The organism is Acinetobacter higginsii, from assembly GCF_000369845.1.
In the GTDB taxonomy this organism is placed as follows: domain Bacteria; phylum Pseudomonadota; class Gammaproteobacteria; order Pseudomonadales; family Moraxellaceae; genus Acinetobacter; species Acinetobacter higginsii.
The window spans coordinates 375,789-402,596 of record NZ_KB850222.1; the positions used below are offsets into that span (position 1 = coordinate 375,789).

Here is a 26,808-nt window from a genome sequence, read left to right on the forward strand (position 1 = left end):
ATGGCTGAATGGCTGAATGGCTGAATGGCTGAATGGCTGAATGGCTGAATGGCTGAATGGCTGAATGGCTGAATGGCTGAATGGCTGAATGCGGTGTTAGCTTGGGATAAATGATCGCAATAAAATTGCTTTTATTCCCCAAAAGAGGAATGGTTTTTCTTTAAGCTTATCCGTTAGTATCAATAGACAGATTGTGCTAGGTTGTGTTCTTTATTCTAATAATAAGTAATGTTGGTTCTATTTACACTCCGCCATTCTCCGATATAGAGAGTGGCTTTTTTTATGTGGATAAAACAGAGGCAATAAAAAAAGAGCTGTCGGAACAGCTCTTTTTTTTGTCCAATCAAAGCAATTAAGCTTGCTGGATACCCGCAACAACCCAATCTTGTTGTGAGCCAGCAGGCTTCACAAAATGCCAGATTTCAGCAAATGGTTGAGGTAAGCTGTTTAAGTCTTCACTAACTGTACCAGTAAAACGTACGCTAACAAGATATTGACCATTCTCAGTGGTGCTTTCAACAACCATTGCATTGAGGTTGCTGAATTCGGCAACGTCTTGGTCTTGGTTCGCCATAATGTCGCTGTACATTGAATTATAAAGTTCAGGTGTCAAATAACGACGAATTTCTTCGACATTGCTCGCACTGTTTACCGACTGAATGTGGTTAAAACGTTGACGTGCGATACGCAAGAATGCAGCAGGTTCAGTACCATCTGGTAATTGGTTACCACTACTCATTGATGCAGCACCAAATGGCGCTTGTGGAGCAGCAGCGCCACCAGCTACAGATTGACCAAAGATGTTGGTGTTATCACCTGTTTGGCGAGCTGCAGGCTGAGGTGGAGTTTGACGGCCAAAGTTATTTTGACCGCCATTGTTTGGTGCGTATGGGTTATTGGCTGCTAATTTTTTTTTTGCGCCTAATTTGCGGAAAACAAAGAAGGCGATCGCTGCAGCAAGAAGAACCCAAAGCCAGCTAGGAATGCCACCTTTTTCTTCCTGTTGCTGTGCTTGAGCATTAGCCTGTTGCTCAGTTGCTGTTGGATTTTGTTGCTTGTCATCTGCTAATGCATTGGCAGCAACTGCACCCACTGCAGCACCAGCTACACCCGCAGCAACCATCGTACCAACACCTGGACCAGATTTCTGTGGTGCAGTTTGTTGTTGAGGTGCTGGAGTTGCTTGGCGTGATGGTTGGTAAGATTGGCTAGATGAACTAGATCTGCTCATGCCGTGGCTTTTACCGCCACCTGCACGTTTTGCTTCCGCAAGCGGTGCAGCAACCAAAGTTGCCATTAAAAGAGCTGCCATCAAGCCACGCTGGTGTACTTGCATCGAAAATTCCTATTTAAATCCAATTTGTAAATGTATTTATGCATGTATTTCGATGGAATTTCAATAACAAAAGTATGTTTTTTTATGTCAAGCCATTAACCCAACTCATCACTTAGCTGCATGGCTTCAGTCAGGGCTTCGTGCAAACGCGCTACCGCAATGATTTGTACGCCATCAATCGACTTTTGTGGTGCATTGCCTCGAGGTAAGATCACATACTTAAAGCCATGTTTTGCTGCTTCTTTTAGACGTTCCTGACCATTCGGTACAGGACGAATTTCACCTGAGAGCCCGACTTCACCAAAGACCGCCAATTGCTGTGGTAAGGCTCTGCCTCTTAAACTGGAAGCACAAGCCAGTAGTACCGCTAAGTCAGAACCCGTCTCGGTAATTTTTAAACCACCGACCACATTGACATAGACATCTTGTCCTGAGGTTTGTACGCCACCATGTCTGTGCATCACTGCCAGTAGCATATTTAAACGGTTTTGTTCCAAGCCGAGAGCAACTCGACGGGGTTGTCCATGCGCATCATCAACCAGTGCCTGTACTTCGACCAAGAGCGGGCGCGTCCCTTCACGGCTAATCATTACGATAGAACCTGGAATGGCTTCATCATAACGACTCAGAAAAATCGCCGATGGATTGGCCACTTCACGTAAACCCTTATCGGTCATGCCAAACACACCGAGTTCATTGACTGCACCAAAACGGTTCTTTACCGCACGAATCATGCGATAACGAGAATCTGATTGACCTTCAAAATATAGTACACAATCGACCATATGTTCTAAAACACGCGGGCCTGCCAGTGAGCCTTCTTTGGTGACGTGGCCGACAATGAATAAAGCTGTACCGCTATTCTTGGCGAAACGGGTCAGCAAAGCTGCGGATTCACGGATCTGTGAAACACCCCCTGGGGCAGATTGTAACGTTTCGGTATAGAGGGTTTGAATCGAGTCGAGGATGGCTACTACAGGGCGTTCTTGTGCCAACACTTCACAAATACGCTCGACACAGGTTTCAGCCATCACTTTGAGTGAGTCTGTAGGTAGATCTAAACGTTGAGCTCGTAAGGCCACTTGTGAAAGTGATTCTTCACCTGTGACATAAAGGGCTGTACTTTTCTTACTGGCCATATGGGTGGCGGTTTGCAACAGGATGGTGGATTTACCAATCCCGGGATCACCGCCAATCAGCACCACCGAACCAATGACTAGGCCACCACCAAGCACGCGATCGAACTCGCTAATTCCTGTCGGAACGCGGGTTTCATTGGAGACGGTGACTTGATTGAGCGTGGTAATACTGGCTGCTTGCCCCGCATAGCCGCCTATTTTAGCTTGGCCGCGATGTGTTACTGCTGGCTCAATTCGAACCTCAAGCAGGCTATTCCATTCGCCACATTCAGTACATTGACCTGTCCATTTGGGATGATCTGCACCACATTGTTCACATCTGTAAACGGATTTAATTTTTGCCATAAGATAAAATTGAAAACTTTCTTAAAATTAGATAAAAAAGAGTCAGGACGAAAATTTCTAACAATGCTGATCGTTCTTTAAGGAATAACAAAACGAAGACGGCATGATTTCGTCGCAGATTGGTTAAAGGGAAGTGCTCAGGAAAATAACATGATATACAACTTTTACAAGTTATAGACAGTGTGTTTTTAGCAATCGCTTTTTTTGTTCAATTCACTTTTTCCAAGGATGGTGTTGGTGTGTTCGCTTATTCGTTGTTATGAGGTTTTGATCGAATGGCATAGATATTGCTCATGCTTAGTGTAATCGAAATATTGGCATGATTGTGCCTTATTTTGTGTAGACGCTAAATATATAAAAGGCTTAAAAGGATAAGGAGAGACAAGAGATGGGTGTTAAAGCGTTTATATATGATTCAATTAAATTGATTAGCTATAAATGCAACATTCAGCAAAGAACATTTTAAGTGTAAATAGAGATTTTAATCTAATGATTGAATTATAAATCAATTTTTTGGATGGATGTTTGGGAATAGAAAAGAACAGTTTGAGTGAGTCCACAGTTCTTTTCTATAATTCGGTTTTGTCTTACCTGCGTTGTCCTGATAAGTTCATTGTATTGTTTTGGCCTTGTGCGTATGATCGAATTCAATTGTATTTAACTTGAAAAATACAGGTAAAAAATTGCTTAGCTGAATTTAGCCAATCTATAGATAACGAAAAAAGATATCGAAAATGGTACGAATCGTTATTGAGAGCTGATCTTAGCTAATGAACTAAAAACACTGGAGAGTTTTTGTAAAATGTCGAATCAAAATCTGAGTGAGGCTGCTGAGCAAAGCGGACTTCACCGTAGTCTATCTAATCGACATCTACAGTTGATTGCGATTGGCGGTGCAATCGGAACAGGGTTGTTCATGGGGTCTGGTAAAACCATCAGTTTGGCTGGACCATCTATTCTGTTTATTTATATGACCATTGGTTTGATGGTGTTCTTCGTAATGCGTGCATTAGGGGAGTTATTGCTATCTAACTTAAACTACAAATCTTTTATCGATTTATCGACTGATTTAATTGGCCCGTGGGCTGGTTATTTTGTCGGATGGACCTATTGGCTCTGTTGGGTCACGATTGGTATCGCAGATTTATCCGCTATTATTTACTATCTAGAATTCTTTAATGGCGGAGAGTCATTTACGCCATTAGGTGGTTTATTGATTAGTACCGTTGCCATTGCTTTTGTGCTTGGCTTGAACCTAGTCACCGTTAAACTATTCGGTGAAATGGAGTTCTGGTTTGCAATGGTAAAGATTACAGCAATTATTGTCTTAATCGCTGTTGGTCTATGGATGATCTTTACTGGGTTTACTAGCACTACAGGTACAGTTGCAAGCGTCTCGAATCTTTGGACACATGGTGGCATGTTCCCTAAAGGTTTAGATGGTTTCTTGGCGGGTTTCCAAATTGCAATTTTCGCCTTTGTCGGGGTGGAGTTGGTCGGTACCACGGCTGCTGAAACACAAGATCCGAAGCGTAACTTACCGAAAGCAATTAACTCGATTCCAATTCGTATCATTATTTTCTATGTATTGGCATTGTTTGTGGTGATGTGTGTAACGCCTTGGGATCAGATCAATCCTAAAGTCAGCCCATTTGTAAATATCTTCTCGCAAGCAGGTATTGCTTCTGCGGCGATCATTATGAATTTGGTGGTGTTATCATCAGTAATGTCATCAATGAACAGTGGTGTATTCTCGACCAGTCGTATGTTGTTTGGTTTGTCAGGGGATCAACAAGCACCGAAGCTATTTGGTAAATTATCTAAGTCTGCAGTTCCTGCAAAAGCTTTGATTTTCTCATCAATCTGTATCTTTATTGGCGCATTTGTTCAGTTTGTTTATAAATTACAAACAGGCACCAATGATGAAGTGACGGCGTTTACTTTAGCGACAACCTTATCAACGATTCTGTTCATCTGTGTATGGATGATCATTATGTGGAGTTATATTAACTACCGCAAAAATCGTCCTGAACTGCATGCGCAATCAACATTTAAATTACCGGGTGGTGTGTTTACCTGTTGGGTGGTGATCATTTTCTTCCTTGCAACGATCTACTTCCTTGCCTTGGATGAAACTACGTTGGAATCACTCAAAGTTAGTCCAATCTGGTTCATCATTTTGGCCATTGGTTATTTCTTCTATAAGAAAAAGTAATTCTTTAGCCGATTTAACACCAAACGCCGACTTCAAAGTCGGCGTTTTTTTATGGTTATTGTTTGATTCATTCAAGTTTAGACTTTAGCCGATCTAATGATCACGCTATACTGCTCCGAATTGTAAAAGTTAGGTGCACAGATGCTTAAAGTCATTTGTTCTATCAGTGTGTTGCTGAGCAGCGTTATTTTAACTGCATGTGGTCAGTCAGGTGCATTGCAATTACCGTCTGATCAAAATCAGGATAAGCGCGCAAAATATCTGCTTTATAAAAATGAAGCAGCTCAGGCTAAGGCTTCATCTGACGCAAAAGCAGATCAAGCAGAGGTAGAACGCCAAGCAACATCGTCAACGACTCAATCACAGACCATCTCACCTTAAGTTTGTAAATAAGGACATCTTCATGAGTTTCACTCGCATTAATGGAGTATTGCACGCTGAGCAATGTTCACTGGATCAGCTCGCACAGCAATATGGCACGCCTTTATATGTTTATTCAAAAGCAACTTTTGAAAAGCATTATTTGGATATGCATCGTGCTTTTGATTTTATTGATCATCAAATCTGTTTTGCGGTGAAGTCAAACTCAAATTTGGCTGTTCTGAGTGTATTGGCAAAGGTGGGTGCGGGTTTTGATATCGTAACTGGTGGGGAACTGGCTCGTGTACTGGCAGCAGGCGGTGAACCATCGAAAATCGTATTTTCTGGTCTAGGTAAATCTGAAGCTGATATCGAAAAAGCCTTAAATGTTGGGATAGCTTGCTTTAATGTTGAATCACATGCCGAGCTAGATCGTATTCAAAAAGTTGCAGCAAAACTTGGCAAAAAAGCACCAATTTCGTTACGTGTAAATCCAGATGTAGATGCCAAAACCCATCCTTATATCTCAACGGGTTTGAAAGAAAACAAGTTTGGTATTCCAAGTGATACGGTTGATGAAACTTATCAATATGCTGCATCGTTACCGAATCTTGAGATTGTCGGGATTGATTGTCATATCGGTTCACAATTGACTGAAACTAAACCTTTTGTGGACGCACTTGATCGTGTCATTTTAATGATTGAGCAATTGAAAAGCTTGGGTATCAACCTCAAACATATTGATATCGGTGGTGGTTTAGGTGTGCGTTATAAAGATGAAACGCCACCAAGTGTTGAAGAGTATGCCAATTCAATGCGTCCAGCTTTAGAAAAGTTGGGTCTCAAAGTATATATGGAACCGGGGCGTAGTATTTCTGCCAATGCAGGTGCATTAGTCACCAAGGTAGATTTACTCAAACCGACCAATCATCGCAACTTTGCCATTATTGATGCCGCGATGAATGACCTTATTCGTCCTGCTCTATATGAAGCGTGGATGGATATTCAGTCGGTCAATCCAAATCCTGATGTTGAAGTTAAAACTTGGGATTTAGTCGGTGCCATTTGCGAAACTGGTGATTTCTTGGGTAAAGAACGTGAGTTGGCACTTCAGGAAAATGATGTCTTAGCAGTGTTGGGTGCAGGTGCTTATGGTTTCGTAATGAGCTCTAATTATAATAGCCGTGGTCGTGCTGCCGAAGTTATGGTCAGTGGTGATCAAGCCTATTTAATTCGTGAGCGTGAAACCATAGAATCACTCTGGGAAAAAGAGCATTTGTTGCCTGAGGAGTAAATTAAGATGTATTTAGAATTTACCAAAATGCATGGGTTGGGCAATGATTTTATGGTCGTTGACCTTGTGACCCAGCGTGCTTATTTAGATACAGTGACGATTCAGCGTTTAGCCGATCGTCATTTTGGCGTGGGTTTTGATCAACTATTGATTGTTGAACCACCTGATTTTCCAGATGTCGATTTTAAATATCGAATTTTTAATGCCGATGGTTCTGAAGTCGAGCAGTGTGGTAATGGGGTACGTTGTTTTGCTCGTTTTGTACATGAGCGTCAACTCACGACCAAAACCAAAATCCGTGTGCAAACCAAAGCAGGGATTGTCGAACCTGAATTGGGTGCCAATGGTTGGGTTCGCGTCAATATGGGGCCCCCGAAATTTCTTCCAGAAGAAATTCCGTTTGTTACGCAAGAGCATGAAGATATTGAAGGTTTATACGCACTGGAACTTGCAGATAATCAGAGCATTAATATTGATGTTGTGAATATGGGTAATCCGCATGCTGTGACTATCGTACCAGATGTGCTAACCGTTGATGTTGAGCGTATTGGTCCACAAGTGGAATCACATGCGCGTTTTCCTGCACGTGTGAATGCTGGATTTATGCAAATTCTGGATGAAAAGCATATCCGTTTACGTGTGTTTGAGCGTGGTGTAGGTGAGACTTTAGCCTGTGGTACAGGGGCTTGTGCAGCAGCAGTCAGTGGTATGCGCCGTGGTTTACTTGCTAATGAGGTTGAAGTTCAGCTTGCAGGTGGTAAGTTACATATTGCTTGGCGTGAAGGTGATGTAGTTTGGATGACGGGTCCAACCACGCATGTTTATGATGCACGTTTGGATCTTAGATATTTTCAAGGCTAAAGTTGAAACCAGTAAACACTCCTAAATAGGGGTGTTTATCTTTAAAAAGAAAATTATAATTTTAAAGGATAAGAATGAATCATTTAGTCTTTCTTGCAGGTGCGTCAGGAAATACACAATTTTGGAATCCTCTGATTGCACAGCTTCCTCATCATTATAAAAAGCAAGTGATTGCTTATCCAGGTTTTCATGGGATGGCAACAGATCCTGATATTCACAGTTTTAATGATCTAAGCAATTATGTGCTTGAACAGATTCAACAACCTTCTATTCTGATTGCTCAATCCATGGGTGGAATCTTTGCCATCGCTGCGACATTACAAAAAACAGATTTGGTGAAAGGTTTAGTCTTGATTGCAACTTCGGGTGGAATTAATTTAAACCGATTTCAAGTTCAAGATTGGCGGCAGTTTTATCAGCAAGAATATATTGAATATCCTGACTGGTTTGTAACAACGAAAGTCGACTATGAGCAAAATTTACCAGATATCGATGTGAACACTTTATTGATTTGGGGCAATCAAGATCCGATTAGTCCGATTGAGGTTGGACAATATTTAAATCAGATCTTACAAAAATCTGAACTCTATATTGTTGAAGGTGGTGATCATCAGTTGGCAGAACAATGCGCTGATGAAGTCTGCATACAGATAAACGATTATTTAAAAAAATTAGAGCGTAATTGAAATTGAGCGTGCTGATCACAGCACGCTTTTTTATTGTTTATCGTTTGCTGAATGCCAGTTTCAATGCAAACAAAATAAAAATACTGCCTGTGATGCGATCCATGTAGCGAATAAATTTGGGCTGCTTTAAATAAGCTGAAACGGACTGCATTGCAGCGATCAGAAAAATTGACCAGATCAACCCGATGAGCACATGAATCATCACCAGTCCCATGGTCCAAACAACTGGAGATGAAGACTGTGGAATGAACTGGGGCAAGAAAGAAATATAAAAAATACCGACTTTCGGATTGAGTAAATTGCCCCAAAACCCTTTAATAAACCAGTTTTGAGTCGTTGTAGCGTCATTTAAACCTGCGAGCTGGTTACGAGGTTTTAGAATAAGATTAAGTCCTAACCATGTGAGATAAATTGCCCCCATCCATTTCAAGGCATTGAAGGCAAGATCAGATGCCATCAACAATGCGCCTAAACCACAGGCCACAATCATTCCCCATACAATACAGCCGAGATTAATCCCTAAAGCAGCTTGAAATGCTTTGGCTTTGCCTTCCAAGGTCGCAGTGCGAATAATCAGCGTGGTATCTAGACCAGGAGTAATGGTCAAGAGAGTGATTGCGATGAGATAGGGAATAAGCATTGTTGTCATGATGATGGCGCCACTCAAAACTTGAAATTGATTGTATTACACAGGCATGAATTCTTCGATATCGCTTTAGCGATAAATCGCAGTAAAGTTTGTTAGACTGTAGCTGTTTATAGGCATAACGCTGGAGAGCAACTTGGAAAACCCTGAAAAACTGCTATCCATGTGGTTAAAAGAACGGATGATTCAAAATCAATCTGAACATACCATCTCGGCTTATCAACGTGATATAACCGATTTCTTTAAGTTCTGCGAATACAAAAAACTGCAACTCCAAGATGTCGAAGCATCTGATTTAAGGGAATATTTGGCAGCCCGTGTCGAAAGAGACCGGTTAAGCTCCAGTAGTTTACAACGTCATTTAACGTCGATTCGCCAATTTATGAAGTGGGCAGAACAAGGTCAATATCTGGAGCAAAATCCATCCGAGGATTTTAAATTAAAGCGTCAACCACGACCTTTACCGGGCATGGTTGATATTGAGACTGTACATCAAATTTTAGATCAAGCAGCGCCAGAAAAGCCGATTGAACAACAATTATGGTTACGTGATAAAGCCATGCTCGAACTGCTTTATTCCAGTGGTTTACGTTTGGCTGAATTACAAGGACTGAGTGTTAAAGATGTAGACTTTAACCGACAGCTTTTACGTATTACGGGTAAGGGCAATAAAACCCGAATTGTTCCTTTTGGCTTGAAGGCCAAAGACAGCTTGGTTGAATGGTTGAAAATCTATCGAATTTGGCAAGGCGGCTTTAATGCGGATTCATCGGTTTTTATTTCACAACGTGGTAATGCCTTAACGCCGCGGCAAATTGAAAATCGAGTCAAACTGCAAGCACAGCGTGCAGGTGTCAATGTCGATTTACATCCTCATTTATTACGTCATTGTTTTGCCAGTCATATGCTATCTGCCAGTGGCGATTTACGTTCTGTGCAGGAGATGTTGGGGCATAGTAATTTGTCGACCACTCAAATTTATACCCATGTTGACTTTGAACAACTGGCAAAAGTGTATGATCAAACCCACCCAAGAGCGCAAAAAAGCTAAATTTTGATATATTATGTTGCAAAATTGAACATTTAATCGTCGATGACTTTTCCACTTTATTTATGAGATTTGTTGAATTGATGTTCTTACTTAATTGACGCATTTTTTTGAAAGTGAAAAGACATGTAAATTTATCAGAAACGATCCGTTACAGATCATCCCTATTTAAATAAAAGTGCCTGTTTTAGATCATTGAATTTTATAAAATATTAAAAAAATCAAAGTTTAATATTCATCAAGTTTATAAACTAAATTTGTTGCATCAATAACTATTTTCAATATGTGAACTGAGCGTTTCATCTTTTTTATGGCTGTAGCGGAAATTGTGACTTGACCGAAATGCCAAATACATTGCAAGATAGGGCACCTAAAAAGTTTCAATCGAAGAGTTAGAATGCTCTTCATTACATTTACTTGCTTAGAACAGCCGAGGATTACATGAAGGCTCTTGTCGCTGTAAAACGTGTGGTTGATGCCAACGTTAAAGTTCGTGTTAAGCCGGACAATAGTGGGGTTGACCTTACCAACGTTAAGATGTCAATCAACCCATTCTGTGAAATCGCAGTGGAAGAAGCGGTTCGCTTAAAAGAAAAAGGAACAGTTTCTGAAATCGTTGTTGTTTCAGTGGGTTCTAAAGACGCTCAAGAACAAATTCGTTCTGCAATGGCTTTAGGTGCTGACCGCGGTATTTTAGTTGAAACTGCTGATGAAGTTGGCGCTCTAGAAGTTGCTAAAATCTTGAAAGGCGTTGTTGATGCTGAAAAACCAGAACTTATTCTTCTTGGTAAACAAGCAATTGATGACGACTCTAACCAAGTAGGTCAAATGCTTGGTGCTTTACTTGGTGCTGGTCAAGGTACTTTCGCATCTGAAGTTAAAGTTGACGGCGGTAAAGTTCAGGTTACTCGTGAAGTTGACGGCGGTTTGCAAACTGTTGAGCTTGCACTTCCAGCAATTATCACTACTGACTTACGTTTGAATGAGCCACGTTATGCTGCTCTTCCAAACATCATGAAAGCGCGTAAAAAACCGCTTGATACGAAGTCACCTGCTGATTATGGCGTTGCAACAGGCACTAAGCTTAAAACAATTAAAGTTGAAGCTCCTGCTGAACGTAAAGCTGGCGTACAAGTGAAGTCTGTAGACGAGCTTGTTGAAAAATTGAAAAACGAAGCGAAAGTGATCTAATACAGAAGGATAAAATCATGAGTATTTTAGTTATCGCTGATCACAACAACCAGACACTTAACGGTGCAACTTTAAACGTTGTTGCGGCAGCTCAAAAAATCGGTGGTGATATTACTGTATTAGTTGCTGGTTCTGGCGCTCAAGCAGTTGCTGACGCTGCTGCTAAAGTTGCTGGTGTGAGCAAAGTATTACTTGCTGACAATGCTGCTTATGCAAACCAATTGGCTGAAAACGTTGCTGGCTTAGTTGCTGACATCGCGAAAGGCGGTTACAAATACGTATTAGCTGCTTCTACAACGACAGGTAAGAACATTCTTCCACGTGTTGCTGCACTTCTTGACGTAAGCATGATTTCAGACATCATTGCTGTTGAATCTGCAAATACTTTCAAACGCCCAATCTATGCGGGTAACGCGATTGCAACTGTTCAATCTGACGAAGCAATCATCGTTGGTACAGTTCGTGGTACAGCATTTGATGCAGTTGCTGCTGAAGGTGGTTCTGCTGCGGTTGAAGCTGTTGCAGAAGCGAAAGACGCTGGTATTTCTACCTTTGTAAACGAAGAAATCGTGAAACTTGATCGTCCAGAGTTAACTGCTGCACGTATCGTTGTTTCTGGTGGTCGTGGTGTAGGTTCTGGTGAGAACTATCACAAAGTACTTGACCCATTAGCAGACAAGCTTGGTGCTGCTCAAGGTGCTTCACGTGCTGCGGTAGATGCTGGCTTCGTACCAAACGATTTCCAAGTGGGTCAAACTGGTAAAATCGTTGCTCCAGATCTTTATATGGCGATTGGTATCTCTGGTGCGATTCAGCACTTGGCAGGTATGAAAGATTCTAAAGTTATTGTTGCAATCAACAAAGACGAAGAAGCGCCAATCAACAGTGTTGCTGACTACTGGTTAGTTGGTGATTTGAACACTGTTGTACCTGAATTGGTATCTAAACTTTAATTCTTTGTGAATGAAGTTTGAAAAACGCTCCGAAAGGGGCGTTTTTTTATACGATTAAAAAAGATTGAGATAGTTGATTTAATATAAGACACCACTTTTGCTTTATTAATATCTGGAGATCTTAAAAAGCTAAGTTGTATTCACTTGGCACACCTATCTAGTTTTGTTCTTGTCTTCATTGAAGAGGGTGCATATAGACTCTCATGTGTATTGCATTGAAGTTATACGAGCGATACAGGGCTTCCTATACGCGCCACCGCTGACATAGTCAAAATCATTAGCAGATGAAAAGGAATGGCCTTATATGGGGGATATAATAAATAGTTGTGAATATTCGGGGGATGACTTATGGGTGCGTAGGATTTTTATTAAAGATGTACTATATTTTTCTTTTAGTGGAAGTGCTTTACTCTATTTGATATTTTTTTCCTCGAACTAAACCGCGGGATCTTCAACGCATTCTCTGAATAGGAATCCTTATTTCTATATTTATGGGTGGTCATGACGTTGATCTTAAGAAAAAGATAAATCTCATTTAATTCAACACTTTTATTCTATTACTTGACGATCTTTTACCCAAAACAAGAAAGATTCAACTTTTATCTATTGAGTTTTGATTTGATAATTTTAAGTTATTAATTTATATAATCTTTTTATTGTAAAAAAATGCTATTTTTAGATGCGTAAACTCACAGTTAGTGAGTGCTTTGTGCTATAATTTTTCGCTGTATTTTTTATTTTTAGTTCAAGCCCTTGAGCTAAAATTTTGCAAGATTGAAGACATAAAAACAGGTACAACTCTCTACCTGTAAACAAGGAGTATGCATGAGCGTATCGGAAATCAGACCGATTGCCATTGAGGACGAACTCAAGCATTCATATCTAGATTACGCGATGAGCGTAATCGTATCTCGTGCATTGCCAGATGTTAGAGACGGTCTAAAACCTGTTCATCGTCGTGTATTATATGCGATGCACGAATTGGGCAATGATTATAACAAAGCGTACAAAAAGTCTGCTCGTGTTGTCGGTGACGTGATCGGTAAATATCACCCTCATGGTGACAGGGCAGTATACGAAACAATTGTTCGTATGGCGCAGGACTTCAGCTTGCGTTACATGTTAGTTGATGGTCAGGGTAACTTCGGTTCAGTCGATGGGGATAGCGCAGCAGCAATGCGTTATACCGAAGTTCGTATGCAAAAATTAACCCATGAAATCTTGGCTGATCTAGAAAAAGATACGGTTGATTGGGAAGATAACTACGACGGTTCTGAGCGTATTCCTCAGGTGATGCCAACGCGTATTCCAAATCTTTTGATTAATGGTACGACAGGTATTGCGGTAGGTATGGCGACCAATATGGCGCCACACAACATGACTGAAGTAGTCAATGCATGTTTGGCCTATGCCAATAACCCGAATATTTCGATTGAAGGTTTGATGGAGCACATTACGGGCCCAGATTTCCCTACAGGCGGTATTATTTACGGTAAATCAGGCATTGTAGATGCTTACCGTACGGGTAAAGGTCGTTTGCATATTCGTGGTAAGTATCACTTCGAAGAAGACCAGAAAACTGGTCGTACCACGATCGTCTTTACTGAAATTCCATATCAAGTCAACAAAGCAAAAACCATTGAGCGTATTGCTGAGTTAGTCAAAGAAAAGAAACTTGAAGGTATTTCTGAGCTACGTGACGAGTCTGATAAAGACGGTATGCGTATCGCGATTGACTTGAAGCGTGGTGAAAACGCTGAAGTAGCGGTAAATAATTTATTCTTGCATACGCAATTGCAAAACTCGTTCAGCATCAACATGGTCTGTCTAGACAATGGTCAGCCAAAGTTGATGAACCTGAAAGATATTATTGCGGCATTTATTCGTCACCGCCAAGAAGTGGTGACGCGCCGTACCATGTACGAATTGCGTAAAGCGCGTGAACGTGGTCATATCTTAGAAGGTTTAACGGTTGCATTAGCCAATATTGATGCCATTATTGAAACTATCAAAACTTCTGCCAACCCAGCTGAAGCGCGTGAGCGATTACAAGCAGGTGAGTGGTCAGGCGGTGGTGTGGTTGCATTGCTTGAAAAAGCAGGTGCGATTTCTGTTCGTCCAGATGAGATCGAAGGCGAAGACCCGGCGCGTCCATTTGGTTTGTCTGGTGATGTCTATCGTTTGTCACCTACACAAGTAGGCGCGATCTTAGAGTTGCGTCTACACCGTTTAACGGGCTTAGAACAAGACAAGTTACACGCAGAATATACTGAAATCTTAGGTCAAATTGCTGAATTAACTGCAATTCTGAATGACTTTAACTTGTTGATGAATGTGATTCGTGAAGAACTTGCGTTGATCTTGCAGCAATATGGTGATGGTCGTCGTACCGAAATTGTAGAGTCTGGTGTTGATTTCTGCCGTGAAGACTTGATTCCTGAAGAGCAAGTTGTATTGACTGTTTCTCAAACTGGTTATGCAAAAACTCAACCACTTTCTGATTATCAAGCGCAACGTCGTGGTGGTCGCGGTAAGTCTGCAACAGCAATGAAAGATGATGACATCATCCAGCATTTAATTGTTGCCTCGAACCATGCAACAGTACTGTGCTTTACCAATGTAGGTAAAGTCTATCGCTTACGCGTATTTGAAGTACCTCAGGCGTCTCGTGGTGCAAAAGGTCGTCCAATTATTAATTTGCTTCCATTGGATGCGAATGAAACTGTGACCGCAATTTTACCTTTGACTGAATTCCCTCAGAATCACTATGTCTTCATGGCAACCGCATCAGGCACAGTAAAACGTGTTGAACTTGAACAATTTAGCAATGTTCGTTCAAATGGTTTACGAGCGATTGAGTTAAATGAAGAAGATACCTTGATTGGCGTTGCGATTACCGATGGTAATCAGCAGATCATGTTATTCTCGAATGAAGGTAAGGCAATTCGTTTTGCTGAAACTGATGTTCGTGCCATGGGTCGTACTGCCAAAGGTGTCCGTGGTATGCGCGTAAGCTTTGCAAGCAATACCATTGGGACAGAAGATACTGACATTGAAAATGATGACAGCGATGATAATGATGATTCATCAGATTCGAATGTTGTTAGCCGTATTGTCTCCTTGGTTGTTGTACCTGAAACTGGCGAAGTGCTGTGTGCATGTGCGAACGGTTATGGTAAGCGTACCCCAGTCGATGATTTCCCAACCAAGAAACGTGGTGGTAAGGGTGTAATTGCGATTAAGACTAGCGAACGTAATGGTGAGCTTGTCGGTGCGGTATCGATTGATGAAGCTAAAGAACTCATGTTGATTTCTGATGGCGGTACATTGGTACGTACGCGTGCTGCGGAAGTTGCAACCACAGGCCGTAATGCACAAGGCGTTCGTTTGATTCGTTTAAGTGATGCTGAGACATTGGTTGGTGTTGTATCTATTGAAGCTGTAGAAGATGATGAAGAGTTATTAGATTCGACAGAAGAAGTAGAAAACACTGAGGCAGAAGTAATCACTTCTGAAGAAGTGGCTGCCGAGCCGAAAGATGATACGCCAGAAGCGTAAGCAATAATTTTTTAAAAAACCCAAAGTGATCTTTGGGTTTTTTTATGTTTATTACGAAATTGACTTTGTTTTTTATATATTGGTCAATCTAATATTTTTAATTTGAATGTATAAGATATATTGATAAAAATAAAGGGAATATAAAATGCAAAAAAGCTATGCACCCATCTATCCTCATGATCCGATTGTTGAAATTTTTGAAAATATTTACTTACTAAGGGGCAGTATCAAGCTTGGATTTGGTCTCTCCATGAATCGTAATATGATTATTATCAAACAAAACAATGAGCTGACTCTAATCAATGCAGTTCGGATGTCTGAAGCTGAATTAGAAAAATTGGAAGCCTTAGGGGCCGTTAAACATGTCATTCGTTTAGGTGATTTTCATGGTATTGATGATCAATTTTATATCGATACATATCAGGCAACTTTTTGGAGCCAATCTCATCATGTGAATTATCCAAATTTATTTCCGACAAAGACCATTCAATCAGATGTCATTCCACCAATTAAAAATGCTGAATTTTTTATATTTGAACAAGCAACTTGTCCTGAAGCAATTTTATATATAGAGGATAAAAAGCTGTTAATCACGACAGATAGTATTCAATACTGGAGTGATTGGAAATATTTTAGTTTCCTAAGCAAAATTATTATTTACCTCATGGGATTTCGGTTGGGCTTATTTATTGGTGGGCCTTGGTTGAAAAGAGTTACACCAAAATCTGCTAGCTTAAAAAATGATTTTGATCGACTACTACAATTGGATTTTCAGCATTTAGTTGCAGCACATGGCATAGTTTTAGAAAACTCAGCTAAAGAAAACTTAGTAAACATCGTCAAAAAGCAATTTGGCAATCGATGATAAAAAGGAAGCTGATCAGCTTCCTTTTTTTATTAATTTTGATTGATTAGAAATACATCATAGTTGCGGTAATGCAGAACTTTGACGTTGGGGTGATCTGGTTTGTAACCTCCAGGATTGCTCACAACAACTACGGGCTGGTTCTGTTTTAATATGTCTTGGAGTTGCTGTTTATTCCATAGATATTGTTTATGCTCAGGCTCAAATAATAGTCCATCTTTAAGTTCTAGTGATGAATTATCTGTCTTCACACTATCCCAATCATTGACAATATAGACTGGTTTTTTAAAGTCTAATAAATAAGGCAGGTCGTAGAAGTAATTGTAATAAAAGACCACATCCGATTTGGGATTCATTGATTTTGCAAAGTCGACTTGGTCAGCATTGTTCTTGGTATCGAGAACGCGGACTGCAGCTGAAATAGAGGTGCAAAACAGAATTAAGCTTAAGAAAATTGCGCTTAAATAATCTATTTTCTTCAGTTTAAATAACAGCATTAAGCTAAAAGGAACAATGCATAGAATCGTGCCAATGATGTAAATTTGAATTATATGTGCTTGATAGAAAGCATGCGCATTCTTGATAAAATGCGGTGCTAAAGTAATTGCTAGTCCTAATACAAAAATAAAAAATGCAGTCCCCCATATTTGCAGTTTATTTTTATCAGGATTCTCCAATGCAGAACGTACAGCAACAGCGAGTAAGATAGCGATTGGTGCTACCGCAGGTAAGATATAGCCTGCTAATTTTGAAGGTGGAATCGAGAAGAAAATACTCACCGATATAAACCACCAAAGGCATAGCGCGAGTAAAGAAGAAGAGAGTGATGTTTGAAAAATACGTTTTGAGAATCTAAAACGACTCACAAAGAACCACGGTAAAAAGCTTACAAATAGAATGAGATAATAAAAAAACCAAGGTTGTTTATTATTAAATTCATTCGAACTAAAACGACTAAATTGTTGATCAATGAAAAAATAATGCAGAAACTGTGGATATTTTAATTGAACCAGATAAACCCAAGGGGCTGTTAAGGCGAGGAAAAAGAGAATCCCGAAAGGGTTGAGCAGGGTTGGAATTTTTTTCCATTGTCGCGTGTAGAGTAGCCAAGGCAATAGTACCAGTCCTGGGATCAAGACACCGATGAGTCCTTTGCTGAGGAAACCTGCTGCCGCTGCGAAATAGCCTAAAAATAGAACGGTTTTTTTGCCTGAAAGGCTAAAGTCAACAAAACTCAGAATACAAACGGTCATCCATGAAGCGACTAATAGATCATGGTTGACATATTCGCTACTACCATAAAATAATAAACTGGTTGCCAGAATAATGATGCTTAGTTGGGCGATCTGCTCTGAAACGTATTTCTTTAAAAAAATAAACAGACTGATCAGCATCATGCAGGCGGCTAAGGTTGGAACCAGTCGCAGTACCCAAATGTGTACACCAAATATCTCCATAAATGCTGTAGAGAGCCAATGCAATAAAGGGGGTTTGTGCATAAAAGGTAAGCCATTGATCCGTGGAATCAGCCAGTCTCCTGATTCAAGCATCGCGCGACTAATATCCCCATATCGTCCTTCATCAGGCACAGAAAGTGGACGAATCCATGAGCTAATCAATAACCAAATGGGTAAAAAGACAAGTAAAAATTTAGATGATCGTAGCCATTGTTGCATATATCGAATCCCTATTATTGAAATGCAAAATAACGATTGAGTAAAAAAGTAAAAATTGAGGTAATGCCAATACTAAAAATAACTAGGATGGAAATCGGGATATCAAGGTAATGATGACTGACTAATAAAACAGATTCATTCAACATGAACCCCAGCCCAGCCACGACGATAAACTTCTTCAGTGTTTCTCTGTGCTGCAGATGTGTGGCTTGAAAAGTAAAAATACGATGACCAAAGTAGCTGACCCAGAAAGCCATGAGAAAGGCGAGGAGGTTTGCATATTTTAGTGAGACTTGGTATTGAGGTTGAATCAGCAATATCACAAGAAAGTAGTGTGTAAGTGCTGCAATTAAGCCAACAATACCAAAACGAAAAAATTGTAGGATATGGGTTTGCATTAGAGAGAAACTACATTGTTTTGCTTGTCATGAACCAATGGTTTAGCGTGGTTATGTGAATACTCAGCAGCAACAATATATTTTGGTCGGTTTTTAACTTCCGCATAAATACGCCCAATATATTCACCTAAAATCCCAATACAGAGCAGTTGGATACCACCTAAGAGTGTCATTCCAGCGGCTAACGTAGCCCAACCAGGGACACTGATACCTTCAATCATCGTTTCAATAATGATCCAGATGCCGTAACTCATTGCAAAGAGTGCAAGCAGTGCGCCGAGATAAATACATAAGCGTAGTGGTAAATCGGAAAAGCCTGTCAATCCTGACATTGCCAATTGAAATAGGGCCTTAAAATTAAAACTGGATTGGCCAAATTGACGCTGTTGTTCAGTAAAGTGAATCCCAATACTCTTAAAACCAACCCATGCATATAGCCCTTTCATATAACGGTTCTTTTCAGGAAGTTTTCTTACTGCCTCAACGACTTTTGCATCTAATAGGCGAAAATCACCCGCATTTTCAGGGATGTCGACCGAAGAGCTTAAATTCAAAATGTGGTAATAGCCTTGAGTAAAGATTTTTTTGAGCCATGATTCTGTGCTTCGATCCCGAATGCCATACACCATGTCATAGCCGTCTTTCCAGAGTTGAATCATGGTCGGAATGGCATTGAGGGGATGCTGAAAATCGGCATCGATCAATAAGGTCGCATCGCCTGTAACGTAGTCCAGACCTGCACTTAAGGCTGCTTCTTTGCCAAAATTCCGTGATAGAGTAAGGATGCGCAAAGGATAGTCATCGAGCATTTGCTGTAAGACCGCGATACTATTATCTTTACTCCCATCGTCAATAATGATGATTTCATAGCGTAAATTTTGTTGTTCTAACTGCTGCGCCAAAGCTGGGATAAACTTTTTAAGGTTTTCTGCTTCGTTGTAGGCAGGGACTACGCAAGAAAGAAATGGACTGTTTATCATAATAATGTATCCATTGGGCTCAGTGTGATGTGATAGCGCTGACAGTCAGAGTGAAATTGAGCTGAATTCAAATAATGGAATTCTTGAACGCGTGCAACTGAAATGGGGTCATGTTGATCAATTGTTTGCGTGGCAGGGTGGCACATGATCAGTAAATTATCTTGAGCCTGCTGCAACCACTGTTGATTTAAAAGGGCATAGTTGCTAGATTCAAAATTATAGATCCCTGCAAAATATCGATTTTGCCGAATGTTCTGTTGCTGGCATATTGAGGCTAGCGTAGCTGCGCCTAGTCGTGATAGTAAGCGAGTTTTGATCAAATAGTGCGGGGCCGTGATTGGATGTTGTAGGTTCCTAACCCAGCCTTGAAAATTTTGTTGCTTAAGGAAAGTAACCAAAACATCCCGAATGATGGGGAATTGGTGAATATGTTGATGTCCATCGATAAAATCAGGTTGTTTTCCCATGACTTCAACAAATGCATTCCACTGTTGTTCAATATTTTGTTGAATAAGTTTGCTGTCTAACTGTCGGCTCCATGCTTTAAGCATTAATATTGGCAATGAGAATATTGTGGTTGCTGAGCTAAATCTATGGGTGAAATTTAGGTGTAAGCCGACATCAATATTATTGGAGATTGGCTTGAGCTGTTGTGCTGCAATAGGCCAATGCTCCGCTTGTGTCATGCAAGAAGTTGCATGTAAAGCACCTGTTTTGATGAGCAATAAAATCGCATCTGAAATCTCAGGATTCATTGCGAAGTCATCAGCGCAATAGCATACTTTAGCCATATCCATGCCTCAATTCAGATGGATTAAAAGGTAAGCCAAATTCAGTCTTACCTTTTAATGTCTACGATTGAAGCAATATGCCAAGAGATCCTTAATATCAACTTAAAGCGAAAAATACTATTTTTTAACCAGACGATAATAAGAAATTGCCAATAATATTGCAGCGACTGTCGCAAGATAAATCAGTTTTGGCACCACAATTGAGGTGGGCACACCCATCTGATTGAGTTGTACAAAGAGTTGTACTCCATGGGTTGAAGGCAGTGTCCATGCAAACCATTGCATCCAATGCGGCATGGCTTCATGTGGCCATGCGGTACCTGTCAGCAAAAACAAGGGTACAGAAGTCACAACAATTAAATGACCAACCCGTTCTGGCATATCAACCAGTGAACCGACCAACATACCCAAACCAATCACACAGCTGACATAGATCGGCACGGCAAGCAGCATGCCCCAGAAATTGCCACCATGTGGATATTCATATAACCAGAAGGTAAAGCCAAATAAATACAGGCAGCCTAAACAACCTGTGGTAAAGATCGCTGCAAAAGTGGCCCAGAACTCTACAGGTTTCGCCACCCAGCCTTGTTCACGGTAACTGGCAATCAGCATCGCCAGACCAAGTAGAATAGTCTGATGAATAATTAAACTGGCCACAGCAGGGAAGATATAACTGCCATAACCCGACATGGTATTAAACAGAGGAATCTGATGGATCGAAATTTCTGGTTCAAAAGCAGAGGCACTGCCAAACTTTTCGAGATGCTCTTTCAGGGTATATTCGATCGAACCAGCTAAACCGACTCCGACTTCTTTGGTTCGGATGAAATAGGCTGTACTCAAATATAAGCCAATACCGCCCATTTCACCGCGTTTTAAGCTATTGGTCAGGTTTTCAGGAAGTAGCAAAATACCTTCAGCTTGCTGGTTTTTCACCATGCGCTGTGCTTCAAGAAAGTTATCTGTCACGGTGATGATTTTGATGTGAGGACTATTAGACGCTTGGCTAATGATTTTTGAGGTCAAAATGCTCTGTTCTTCATCCACAATCACAATTGGAATATCTTCAGCGGTTTGTGCTTTATAGGCAGTTGGATAGAAAAAACTATAGAGCAGGATTGCGGCAATGAGCGTGGTAAACACCGAGCTATTGGCAAAAATGTTTTTGAAGGTCTGTAGGTAATAATTGAAAAATGATTTCATGAGCATAGCTCCTGAGTATTTTTCTTTAACAGACGCACGCTTAGTGCAAAGAATAACCCTGCAAAGATCAACAATATCCCAAATGGAACCAATGAAACATACAGATCACTGCCAATAATCCATTGTTCGGTCTGCAATTTAGCATAAGGGGTGTAGGGAATAATCATCGACCAAAATTGAGTAAATGCGGGTGCATTATTCAAGGGCAGGGTAATCCCTGAAAAGCTTGGCGATGATCCACCGTAGAGTGCGATAAAACCAAAGGTCTTGGGCAAATTCTGGGTGGCTAAAACCACAGTACTGCTGATCACGGCATAGGCAAAATATAGCAAAAACTGTGCAACAAGGATCAGTATAAGTGAACCTGCGATAAAGTAACCACGAATATGTGCGAGCCAGAACATCCAGCACCAAGTCCAAGCGCAAAAAATAAAGACATAGAGCAGGACTTTACCAAGTAGGCTAGAGATAATTTGTTTTGATTGGACCCATTCACCGACAGTCTTGCGTTTAAATTCCTGCCCGATAGCAAAAGCCACGCAACAGCATAGTAATAAATGTAAGACTGCTGGCACCATAAAAGGTTCCAGAAACAGTTCATAACTCATGCTTGGGTTGTATAGAGTTGAGATCTTGATATGCGGTGTTGGCATGTCTAAATAGGGAATAGTATTGGCTAAATAGCTTTGCCCCATATAATCCGCCATCCCATTCAAGGTGCTGATCAACATGGCTGAAGAAATGGTATTACCGATACTAAAAAAAGACTGGTTATAGGCGATACTGATCTGCGCATCTTGGGCTTTGACCAGACGTTGCTCAGCCCCCTCAGGGATCATCACGAATCCCCAAGCTTCGGTTTTATTGATCAGTCGTTCGGCTTCATCTTGGCTAGCGGTAATCGTTTTAACCTTCAAGGTGTGATTGATGCTAAGTGCATGAATCACTTTACGACTCATTTCACTTTGATCTTGATCAATCACCACAATGGGTAAATGTTCCGCTTTACCCGCGGAAAACATACTGCCAAATAATAGAATCACCAGCAAAGGGGCAATGACCGCCATAAACAAATCAACTTTATGGCGTTTTAAATAGCGCAATTCCCGCAGCATCACTGCAAACATCGCTTATTTTGCCTCTTCAATTTTAAACAATACACTCATACCGACTTTTAAATCTGGAATACTTTGCTCTGGGACTAAATGAAACTTAAAACTGCGAATATCATAACCGCCTGTTTGGCGTGTGGTTTTGATGGTCGCAAAGTCACCTTCTGCATCGATATTTTTGACTTTAAACGTGGCTTTTTTGTTGAGGGCGGGTATAAAGCCTTCTAAAGTTTTGGTTTTATAGACTGAGCTATACATGTCTTCGCGGACATTTAAGCTGACCCACAAATCATGATCTTCGATAATACTGACCACAGGTACCGCAGTTGCCACCAATTCTGTTGGCTTACCATAAGTCTTAGACACAGTTCCATCTGTTGGTGAATACAGTTTGGTTTCTTCAGTCAGAGCATTGGCTTCTTTCACTGCCGCCTGTGCCATCGCAACTTGCGCATCGGCAGTTGATTTTTGCTGTTCAGTACTGCCACGTTTGGCTCGTGCATATTGTTGATAAGCTGCCTCGGCTGTTTCACGTGCAGAGGTTTGTGCTGCAAGCATTTCGTCACGGCGTTGACGTGAAATTACACCTTGTTGAAATAAAGTTTCACCACGTTTGTAGGTTGTTGCTGCTAACTCCGCTTGAGTTTTCATTGCTTGCCAATTGGCATATAGCGTCTCGATATTCTCTTGTTGTGCACCGCGATACACGGTTGAATGGAAAGCAGTTGCACTTTGTAAAGCGGCTTGTGCCTGTTCCTTTTTCGCTTCTAATTCTGGGCTGACAAAACGAACTAAGGCCTGACCTTTTTTAACGGACTGACCTTCAGACACATAAAACTCTTCAATACGACTCGGGACTTTGGTGCTGATATGTACCGTTTCTGACTCAACCCGACCTTGTAATTCAATCGCTTGTGGCTGATAGGCTTTCCATAAACCAAATGCAATCAGACCTAACAGCAAAATTAAAATAATCAGGCCGATGATTTTTGCCTTGCCTTTTTTGGCTGGTTCGGTGGGTGGTTGCTGTATATTCGAGTTTGAGGTCTCAGGTCTCGGCTGTTCTACTTTTTCTGTAGAGGTCACTTGTGCTTGAGATGGTTCAGACGCTTGAGTCTCAGTCTTATTTCCCACTTGATCTGTATCGCGTTCTGAATTGGATGATGATTGATCTTGGCTCATAAAATTCTCCAATTAACGGATATAGTCTGTACGTGGTTGATTAACATAAAGCTTGAATTCATCAATCGAACCATAGCTTTGTAATAAGGTGGCTAAAGATAAGATGTATTTATATGAATTTATCGCCATCTCACTTCTTAATGCACTGAAGGCATTTTGTGCATCAATCACTTGAGTCGCCGTGCCCATACCTTCTTTAAATGAAAGCTGTTGGATACGTAAGTTTTCTTGTGCGGCTTTGGTGTTTTGGGTTAGCAGTTGATGGCTGGTCTGAGACGCATTTAATTCGCTATAAGATTTGTACAGCACGTTTTCGACTTCTTGCTTGGTGCGTTCGGTCATGAGTTCAGCAGCATATTTTTTCAGTTCGGCAGCACGGATATTTTTGTTGTTATCAATACCCGAGAATAAATTGTATTTCGCCATCACGCCGACAATCCAATTCTCTTTATTGTCTAACCCATATTCACCAAAGGCAAAAACACTTGGTTTCTTCGCAGATTGTTGAACTTTGACATTTTCATTGGCAAGTTGGGTATCCATTTGCAGCTTTTTAATCAAACTGGAGTTTTGATCATAATTTGCAAGTAGTTTATCCAAAGAATGATTTTGTGCATTATTTACAAATAGTGGGGTGGTGAGGTTTAGGCCTTCTTTAGTCTGTAATAGATTTTTTAGGCTAAACTGGCTCGCTTGCAGATTCGACTGCGCATTTTGATAGCTGCGTTCTGCGTTATTCCGCGCCACTTCAAACTGCATGCGCTGGCCTTTATTAATAAAACCTTGTTTCTCTAATTTAAGTGCATTGTTATAGTGTTCTTGCATGGCATTTAAATTAAACAGGCTAGCGTTGAGTAACTGTTGTTGTAATTGCACATTAAAATAGGATTGAATCATTTCAAAGCGTTGTGAATCTTGTTGTTGTTTTTCGCTGATATTTGAGCGTTGCGATTGAATCGTTGCAATCTGTTTGGCACTACTAATTTTCCCGCCAGTATAGAGTGGCATCACCATTGAAATTGAAGTGCGCACATCATGGTCTTTCACCGTAACATCCAGATTATTGGGTACCTGATTTAAGCCTTCTTGGACAGTTTGATCAAAACCTTGGCTGACTTGATCAATCACTTCTGGTGGAAGCACATTACCCCATTGTGATAATTTGTCGTCAAATCCACGAGTGAGTGAGTTTTCGAGTCGACGTTTACTCGATTCTAAGGGCACACTGGTTTCGCTATGAAATGAATAGGCGCGAGCATTTAAATCAATACGGGGTAAACCGAGGTGTTTGACAGCTTCCATTTCAAGTTGGGAGGCCTGTTGTAAGGCCTGTTGAGCTTGTGTTGAATAGGCATTTTCCACAACATATTGTTCAGCTTGGCTATAACTCAATGTTTGTGCAAATAGGACCGTAGGCAATAGGGCACAGCTGATTAAGCCTATACTCAAACTTAACATTTTAGGAAAGCACTGGACCTTAAAACTCGGTCGATCATGTCGTTTCAACATTTGGTTATGTCGCAATTTAATAATATCCTGAGTAAGTCTAAATTCTTTTTATAAAATTAAAATAATATGTTTTTAATTAAATAGTTATATCGACACTTTTGGTGTAGTGAAATTGTAAAAAGTAGAGTTTTTAATCTAAATAAATCTCCGAAAAAATATGAAAATGTGCTGTTTAAATCCACTATTGAGACTTGGCCTAAAATATCATTTATGAACCCAACAGGAGTGAAAAATTAATATTATTTTCTCGGTTAAATTGAAATATTTAGGTGATAAGCTGCTGCAAGCTTCGTCAATCTATGGTTAAATTCCCATTCCAATTTGTTCCACTTTAACAAGGGAAAAACTCATGCGTGCTTATAATTTCTGCGCTGGTCCTGCTGCATTACCTACTGCCGTTTTAGAAAAAGCTCAACAAGAATTGTTGAATTGGCAGGGCAAAGGTCTGTCGATCATGGAAATGAGTCATCGTAGCAATGACTATGTTGCTGTGGCAGAGAAGGCTGAAGCTGATTTACGTAAGCTCATGAACATTCCTGAAAATTATAAAGTCTTGTTTTTACAAGGCGGTGCATCGCTGCAGTTTTCAGCGATCCCACTGAATTTATTGGGTAAAAACAACAAGGCTGATTACATCCATACAGGCATCTGGTCTGAGAAAGCACTTAAAGAAGCCAAGCGCTATGGCGATATTAATATCGTTGAAGCGGGGACTTTAATTGATGGTAAACATGCAATTACTGAACAAAGTACTTGGAACCTTTCAAACGATGCTGCTTATGTACATTATGCGGATAATGAGACTATTGGTGGTTTACAATTCGCGGCTATTCCAGATGTGAATGCACCGTTGGTTTGTGATTATTCATCTAGCATTTTGTCTGCGCCATTGGATGTCAGCAAGTTTGGTCTGATCTATGCGGGTGCGCAAAAGAATATTGGTCCAGCAGGCTTAACTATCGTCATTATTCGTGATGACTTGTTAGATCAAGCAAAACCTGAGATTCCAAGCATCTTAAAATATGCCGATCAAGCCAAGAATGGTTCAATGGTGAATACGCCTGCGACTTATGCGTGGTATTTATCTGGTCTAGTATTTGAGTGGTTGCTTGAGCAGGGTGGGGTAGATGCGATCTATAAAGTCAATCAAGAGAAAGCAAAACTGCTTTATGGTTATATTGATTCAAGCGATTTCTATAACAACCCCATTGCCATTCCAAACCGTTCAATGATGAACGTACCTTTTACATTAGCGGATGAAGCACTGGAAAAGACATTCTTGCAAGAAGCTGAACAAAATCACTTATTGAACTTGGCAGGCCACCGTTCAGTGGGCGGTATGCGTGCAAGTATTTACAATGCTGTACCTTTAGAAGGTGTTCAAGCATTGGTGAACTTTATGGATGAGTTTGCGAAACGTCATGGTTAAGCCATAAGGTGTTGCTAAAATAAAAGCC

22 protein-coding genes are annotated in these 26,808 nt (G+C 40.6%); 11 read left to right on the plus strand and 11 right to left on the minus strand.

Annotated elements, in window-relative coordinates:
- Positions 1-352 precede the first annotated feature (352 nt).
- Together F885_RS03750 and radA are read right to left on the minus strand one after the other, a co-directional pair.
- Positions 353-1,336, minus strand: coding sequence for a Tim44 domain-containing protein (locus F885_RS03750; RefSeq protein WP_005321936.1), 984 nt, complete (start codon positions 1,334-1,336; stop codon positions 353-355).
- A 95-nt stretch (positions 1,337-1,431) separates the two neighbouring features.
- On the minus strand, positions 1,432-2,820 hold the full coding sequence (radA, locus tag F885_RS03745) for a DNA repair protein RadA (protein ID WP_005321938.1): 1,389 nt from the start codon (positions 2,818-2,820) through the stop codon (positions 1,432-1,434).
- Between the two features lie 802 nt (positions 2,821-3,622).
- Between radA and F885_RS03740 the strand changes: the two genes are divergently transcribed.
- The 5 genes from F885_RS03740 to F885_RS03720 all read left to right on the plus strand — a co-directional run bounded on the left by F885_RS03740 (position 3,623) and on the right by F885_RS03720 (position 8,236).
- Positions 3,623-5,035, plus strand: a complete 1,413-nt coding sequence (locus tag F885_RS03740) for an amino acid permease (RefSeq protein WP_004805575.1) — start codon at positions 3,623-3,625, stop codon at positions 5,033-5,035.
- A 141-nt stretch (positions 5,036-5,176) separates the two neighbouring features.
- Positions 5,177-5,416 (plus strand): LPS translocon maturation chaperone LptM, encoded by a 240-nt coding sequence (gene lptM, locus F885_RS03735; RefSeq protein ID WP_005321941.1) that lies wholly within the window; start codon positions 5,177-5,179, stop codon positions 5,414-5,416.
- Positions 5,417-5,438: 22 nt separating this feature from the next.
- On the plus strand, positions 5,439-6,689 hold the full coding sequence (lysA, locus tag F885_RS03730) for a diaminopimelate decarboxylase (RefSeq protein WP_005205045.1): 1,251 nt from the start codon (positions 5,439-5,441) through the stop codon (positions 6,687-6,689).
- Between the two features lie 6 nt (positions 6,690-6,695).
- Entirely contained in the window at positions 6,696-7,550 is an 855-nt protein-coding gene (gene dapF / locus F885_RS03725; RefSeq protein ID WP_005321943.1) for a diaminopimelate epimerase, read from the plus strand.
- Positions 7,551-7,624: 74 nt separating this feature from the next.
- Complete coding sequence (locus tag F885_RS03720; protein WP_005321946.1) at positions 7,625-8,236, plus strand: alpha/beta fold hydrolase; 612 nt, start codon at positions 7,625-7,627, stop codon at positions 8,234-8,236.
- Between the two features lie 37 nt (positions 8,237-8,273).
- Here the strand turns inward: F885_RS03720 and F885_RS03715 are convergent, their stop codons facing one another.
- The gene (locus F885_RS03715; RefSeq protein ID WP_005321948.1) at positions 8,274-8,885 is read right to left on the minus strand and encodes a LysE family translocator; all 612 of its coding nucleotides are present in this window, start codon (positions 8,883-8,885) and stop codon (positions 8,274-8,276) included.
- 160 nt (positions 8,886-9,045) lie between these two features.
- On the opposite strand from F885_RS03715, the gene xerA reads away from it, so the two are divergent.
- The 5 genes from xerA (at position 9,046) to F885_RS03690 (ending at position 16,497) form a co-directional block, all read left to right on the plus strand.
- The gene (gene xerA, locus F885_RS03710; protein ID WP_171068231.1) at positions 9,046-9,933 is read left to right on the plus strand and encodes a site-specific tyrosine recombinase/integron integrase; all 888 of its coding nucleotides are present in this window, start codon (positions 9,046-9,048) and stop codon (positions 9,931-9,933) included.
- A gap of 438 nt (positions 9,934-10,371) precedes the next feature.
- Positions 10,372-11,121, plus strand: coding sequence for an electron transfer flavoprotein subunit beta/FixA family protein (locus tag F885_RS03705; RefSeq protein WP_004654672.1), 750 nt, complete (start codon positions 10,372-10,374; stop codon positions 11,119-11,121).
- A gap of 17 nt (positions 11,122-11,138) precedes the next feature.
- Positions 11,139-12,074, plus strand: a complete 936-nt coding sequence (locus F885_RS03700) for an FAD-binding protein (RefSeq protein ID WP_004771288.1) — start codon at positions 11,139-11,141, stop codon at positions 12,072-12,074.
- Between the two features lie 825 nt (positions 12,075-12,899).
- Positions 12,900-15,632: a DNA gyrase subunit A gene (gyrA, locus tag F885_RS03695; RefSeq protein WP_005321956.1), complete on the plus strand. Its 2,733-nt coding sequence runs from the start codon at positions 12,900-12,902 to the stop codon at positions 15,630-15,632.
- A gap of 145 nt (positions 15,633-15,777) precedes the next feature.
- A complete protein-coding gene (locus F885_RS03690) occupies positions 15,778-16,497 on the plus strand; it encodes a hypothetical protein (RefSeq protein WP_005321974.1) in 720 nt (239 codons plus the stop codon).
- 32 nt (positions 16,498-16,529) lie between these two features.
- On the opposite strand, the gene F885_RS03685 is transcribed toward F885_RS03690, so the two are convergent.
- The 8 genes from F885_RS03685 to F885_RS03650 all read right to left on the minus strand — a co-directional run bounded on the left by F885_RS03685 (position 16,530) and on the right by F885_RS03650 (position 25,351).
- Complete coding sequence (locus F885_RS03685) at positions 16,530-18,173, minus strand: ArnT family glycosyltransferase (protein WP_005321982.1); 1,644 nt, start codon at positions 18,171-18,173, stop codon at positions 16,530-16,532.
- Positions 18,174-18,187: 14 nt separating this feature from the next.
- Complete coding sequence (locus F885_RS03680) at positions 18,188-18,571, minus strand: GtrA family protein (RefSeq protein ID WP_005321984.1); 384 nt, start codon at positions 18,569-18,571, stop codon at positions 18,188-18,190.
- On the minus strand, positions 18,571-19,551 hold the full coding sequence (locus F885_RS03675; RefSeq protein ID WP_005321985.1) for a glycosyltransferase family 2 protein: 981 nt from the start codon (positions 19,549-19,551) through the stop codon (positions 18,571-18,573). Before F885_RS03675 ends, F885_RS03680 begins: the two co-directional genes overlap by 1 nt.
- Positions 19,548-20,342 carry a ChbG/HpnK family deacetylase gene (locus F885_RS03670; RefSeq protein WP_005321986.1) on the minus strand — a complete coding sequence of 265 codons (795 nt, stop codon included), beginning with the start codon at positions 20,340-20,342 and terminating at the stop codon, positions 19,548-19,550. The genes F885_RS03675 and F885_RS03670 overlap by 4 nt, the downstream gene beginning before the upstream one ends.
- Before the next feature lie 117 nt (positions 20,343-20,459).
- Positions 20,460-21,548 (minus strand): ABC transporter permease, encoded by a 1,089-nt coding sequence (locus tag F885_RS03665; RefSeq protein ID WP_005321987.1) that lies wholly within the window; start codon positions 21,546-21,548, stop codon positions 20,460-20,462.
- Complete coding sequence (locus F885_RS03660) at positions 21,545-22,675, minus strand: ABC transporter permease (RefSeq protein WP_005321990.1); 1,131 nt, start codon at positions 22,673-22,675, stop codon at positions 21,545-21,547. Before F885_RS03660 ends, F885_RS03665 begins: the two co-directional genes overlap by 4 nt.
- A 3-nt stretch (positions 22,676-22,678) precedes the next feature.
- Positions 22,679-23,842: an HlyD family secretion protein gene (locus F885_RS03655; protein WP_005321991.1), complete on the minus strand. Its 1,164-nt coding sequence runs from the start codon at positions 23,840-23,842 to the stop codon at positions 22,679-22,681.
- A 12-nt stretch (positions 23,843-23,854) separates the two neighbouring features.
- Positions 23,855-25,351: a TolC family protein gene (locus tag F885_RS03650; protein ID WP_005321993.1), complete on the minus strand. Its 1,497-nt coding sequence runs from the start codon at positions 25,349-25,351 to the stop codon at positions 23,855-23,857.
- 349 nt (positions 25,352-25,700) lie between these two features.
- Between F885_RS03650 and serC the strand changes: the two genes are divergently transcribed.
- Positions 25,701-26,780: a 3-phosphoserine/phosphohydroxythreonine transaminase gene (gene serC / locus F885_RS03645; protein WP_004805613.1), complete on the plus strand. Its 1,080-nt coding sequence runs from the start codon at positions 25,701-25,703 to the stop codon at positions 26,778-26,780.
- Positions 26,781-26,808 lie beyond the last annotated feature (28 nt).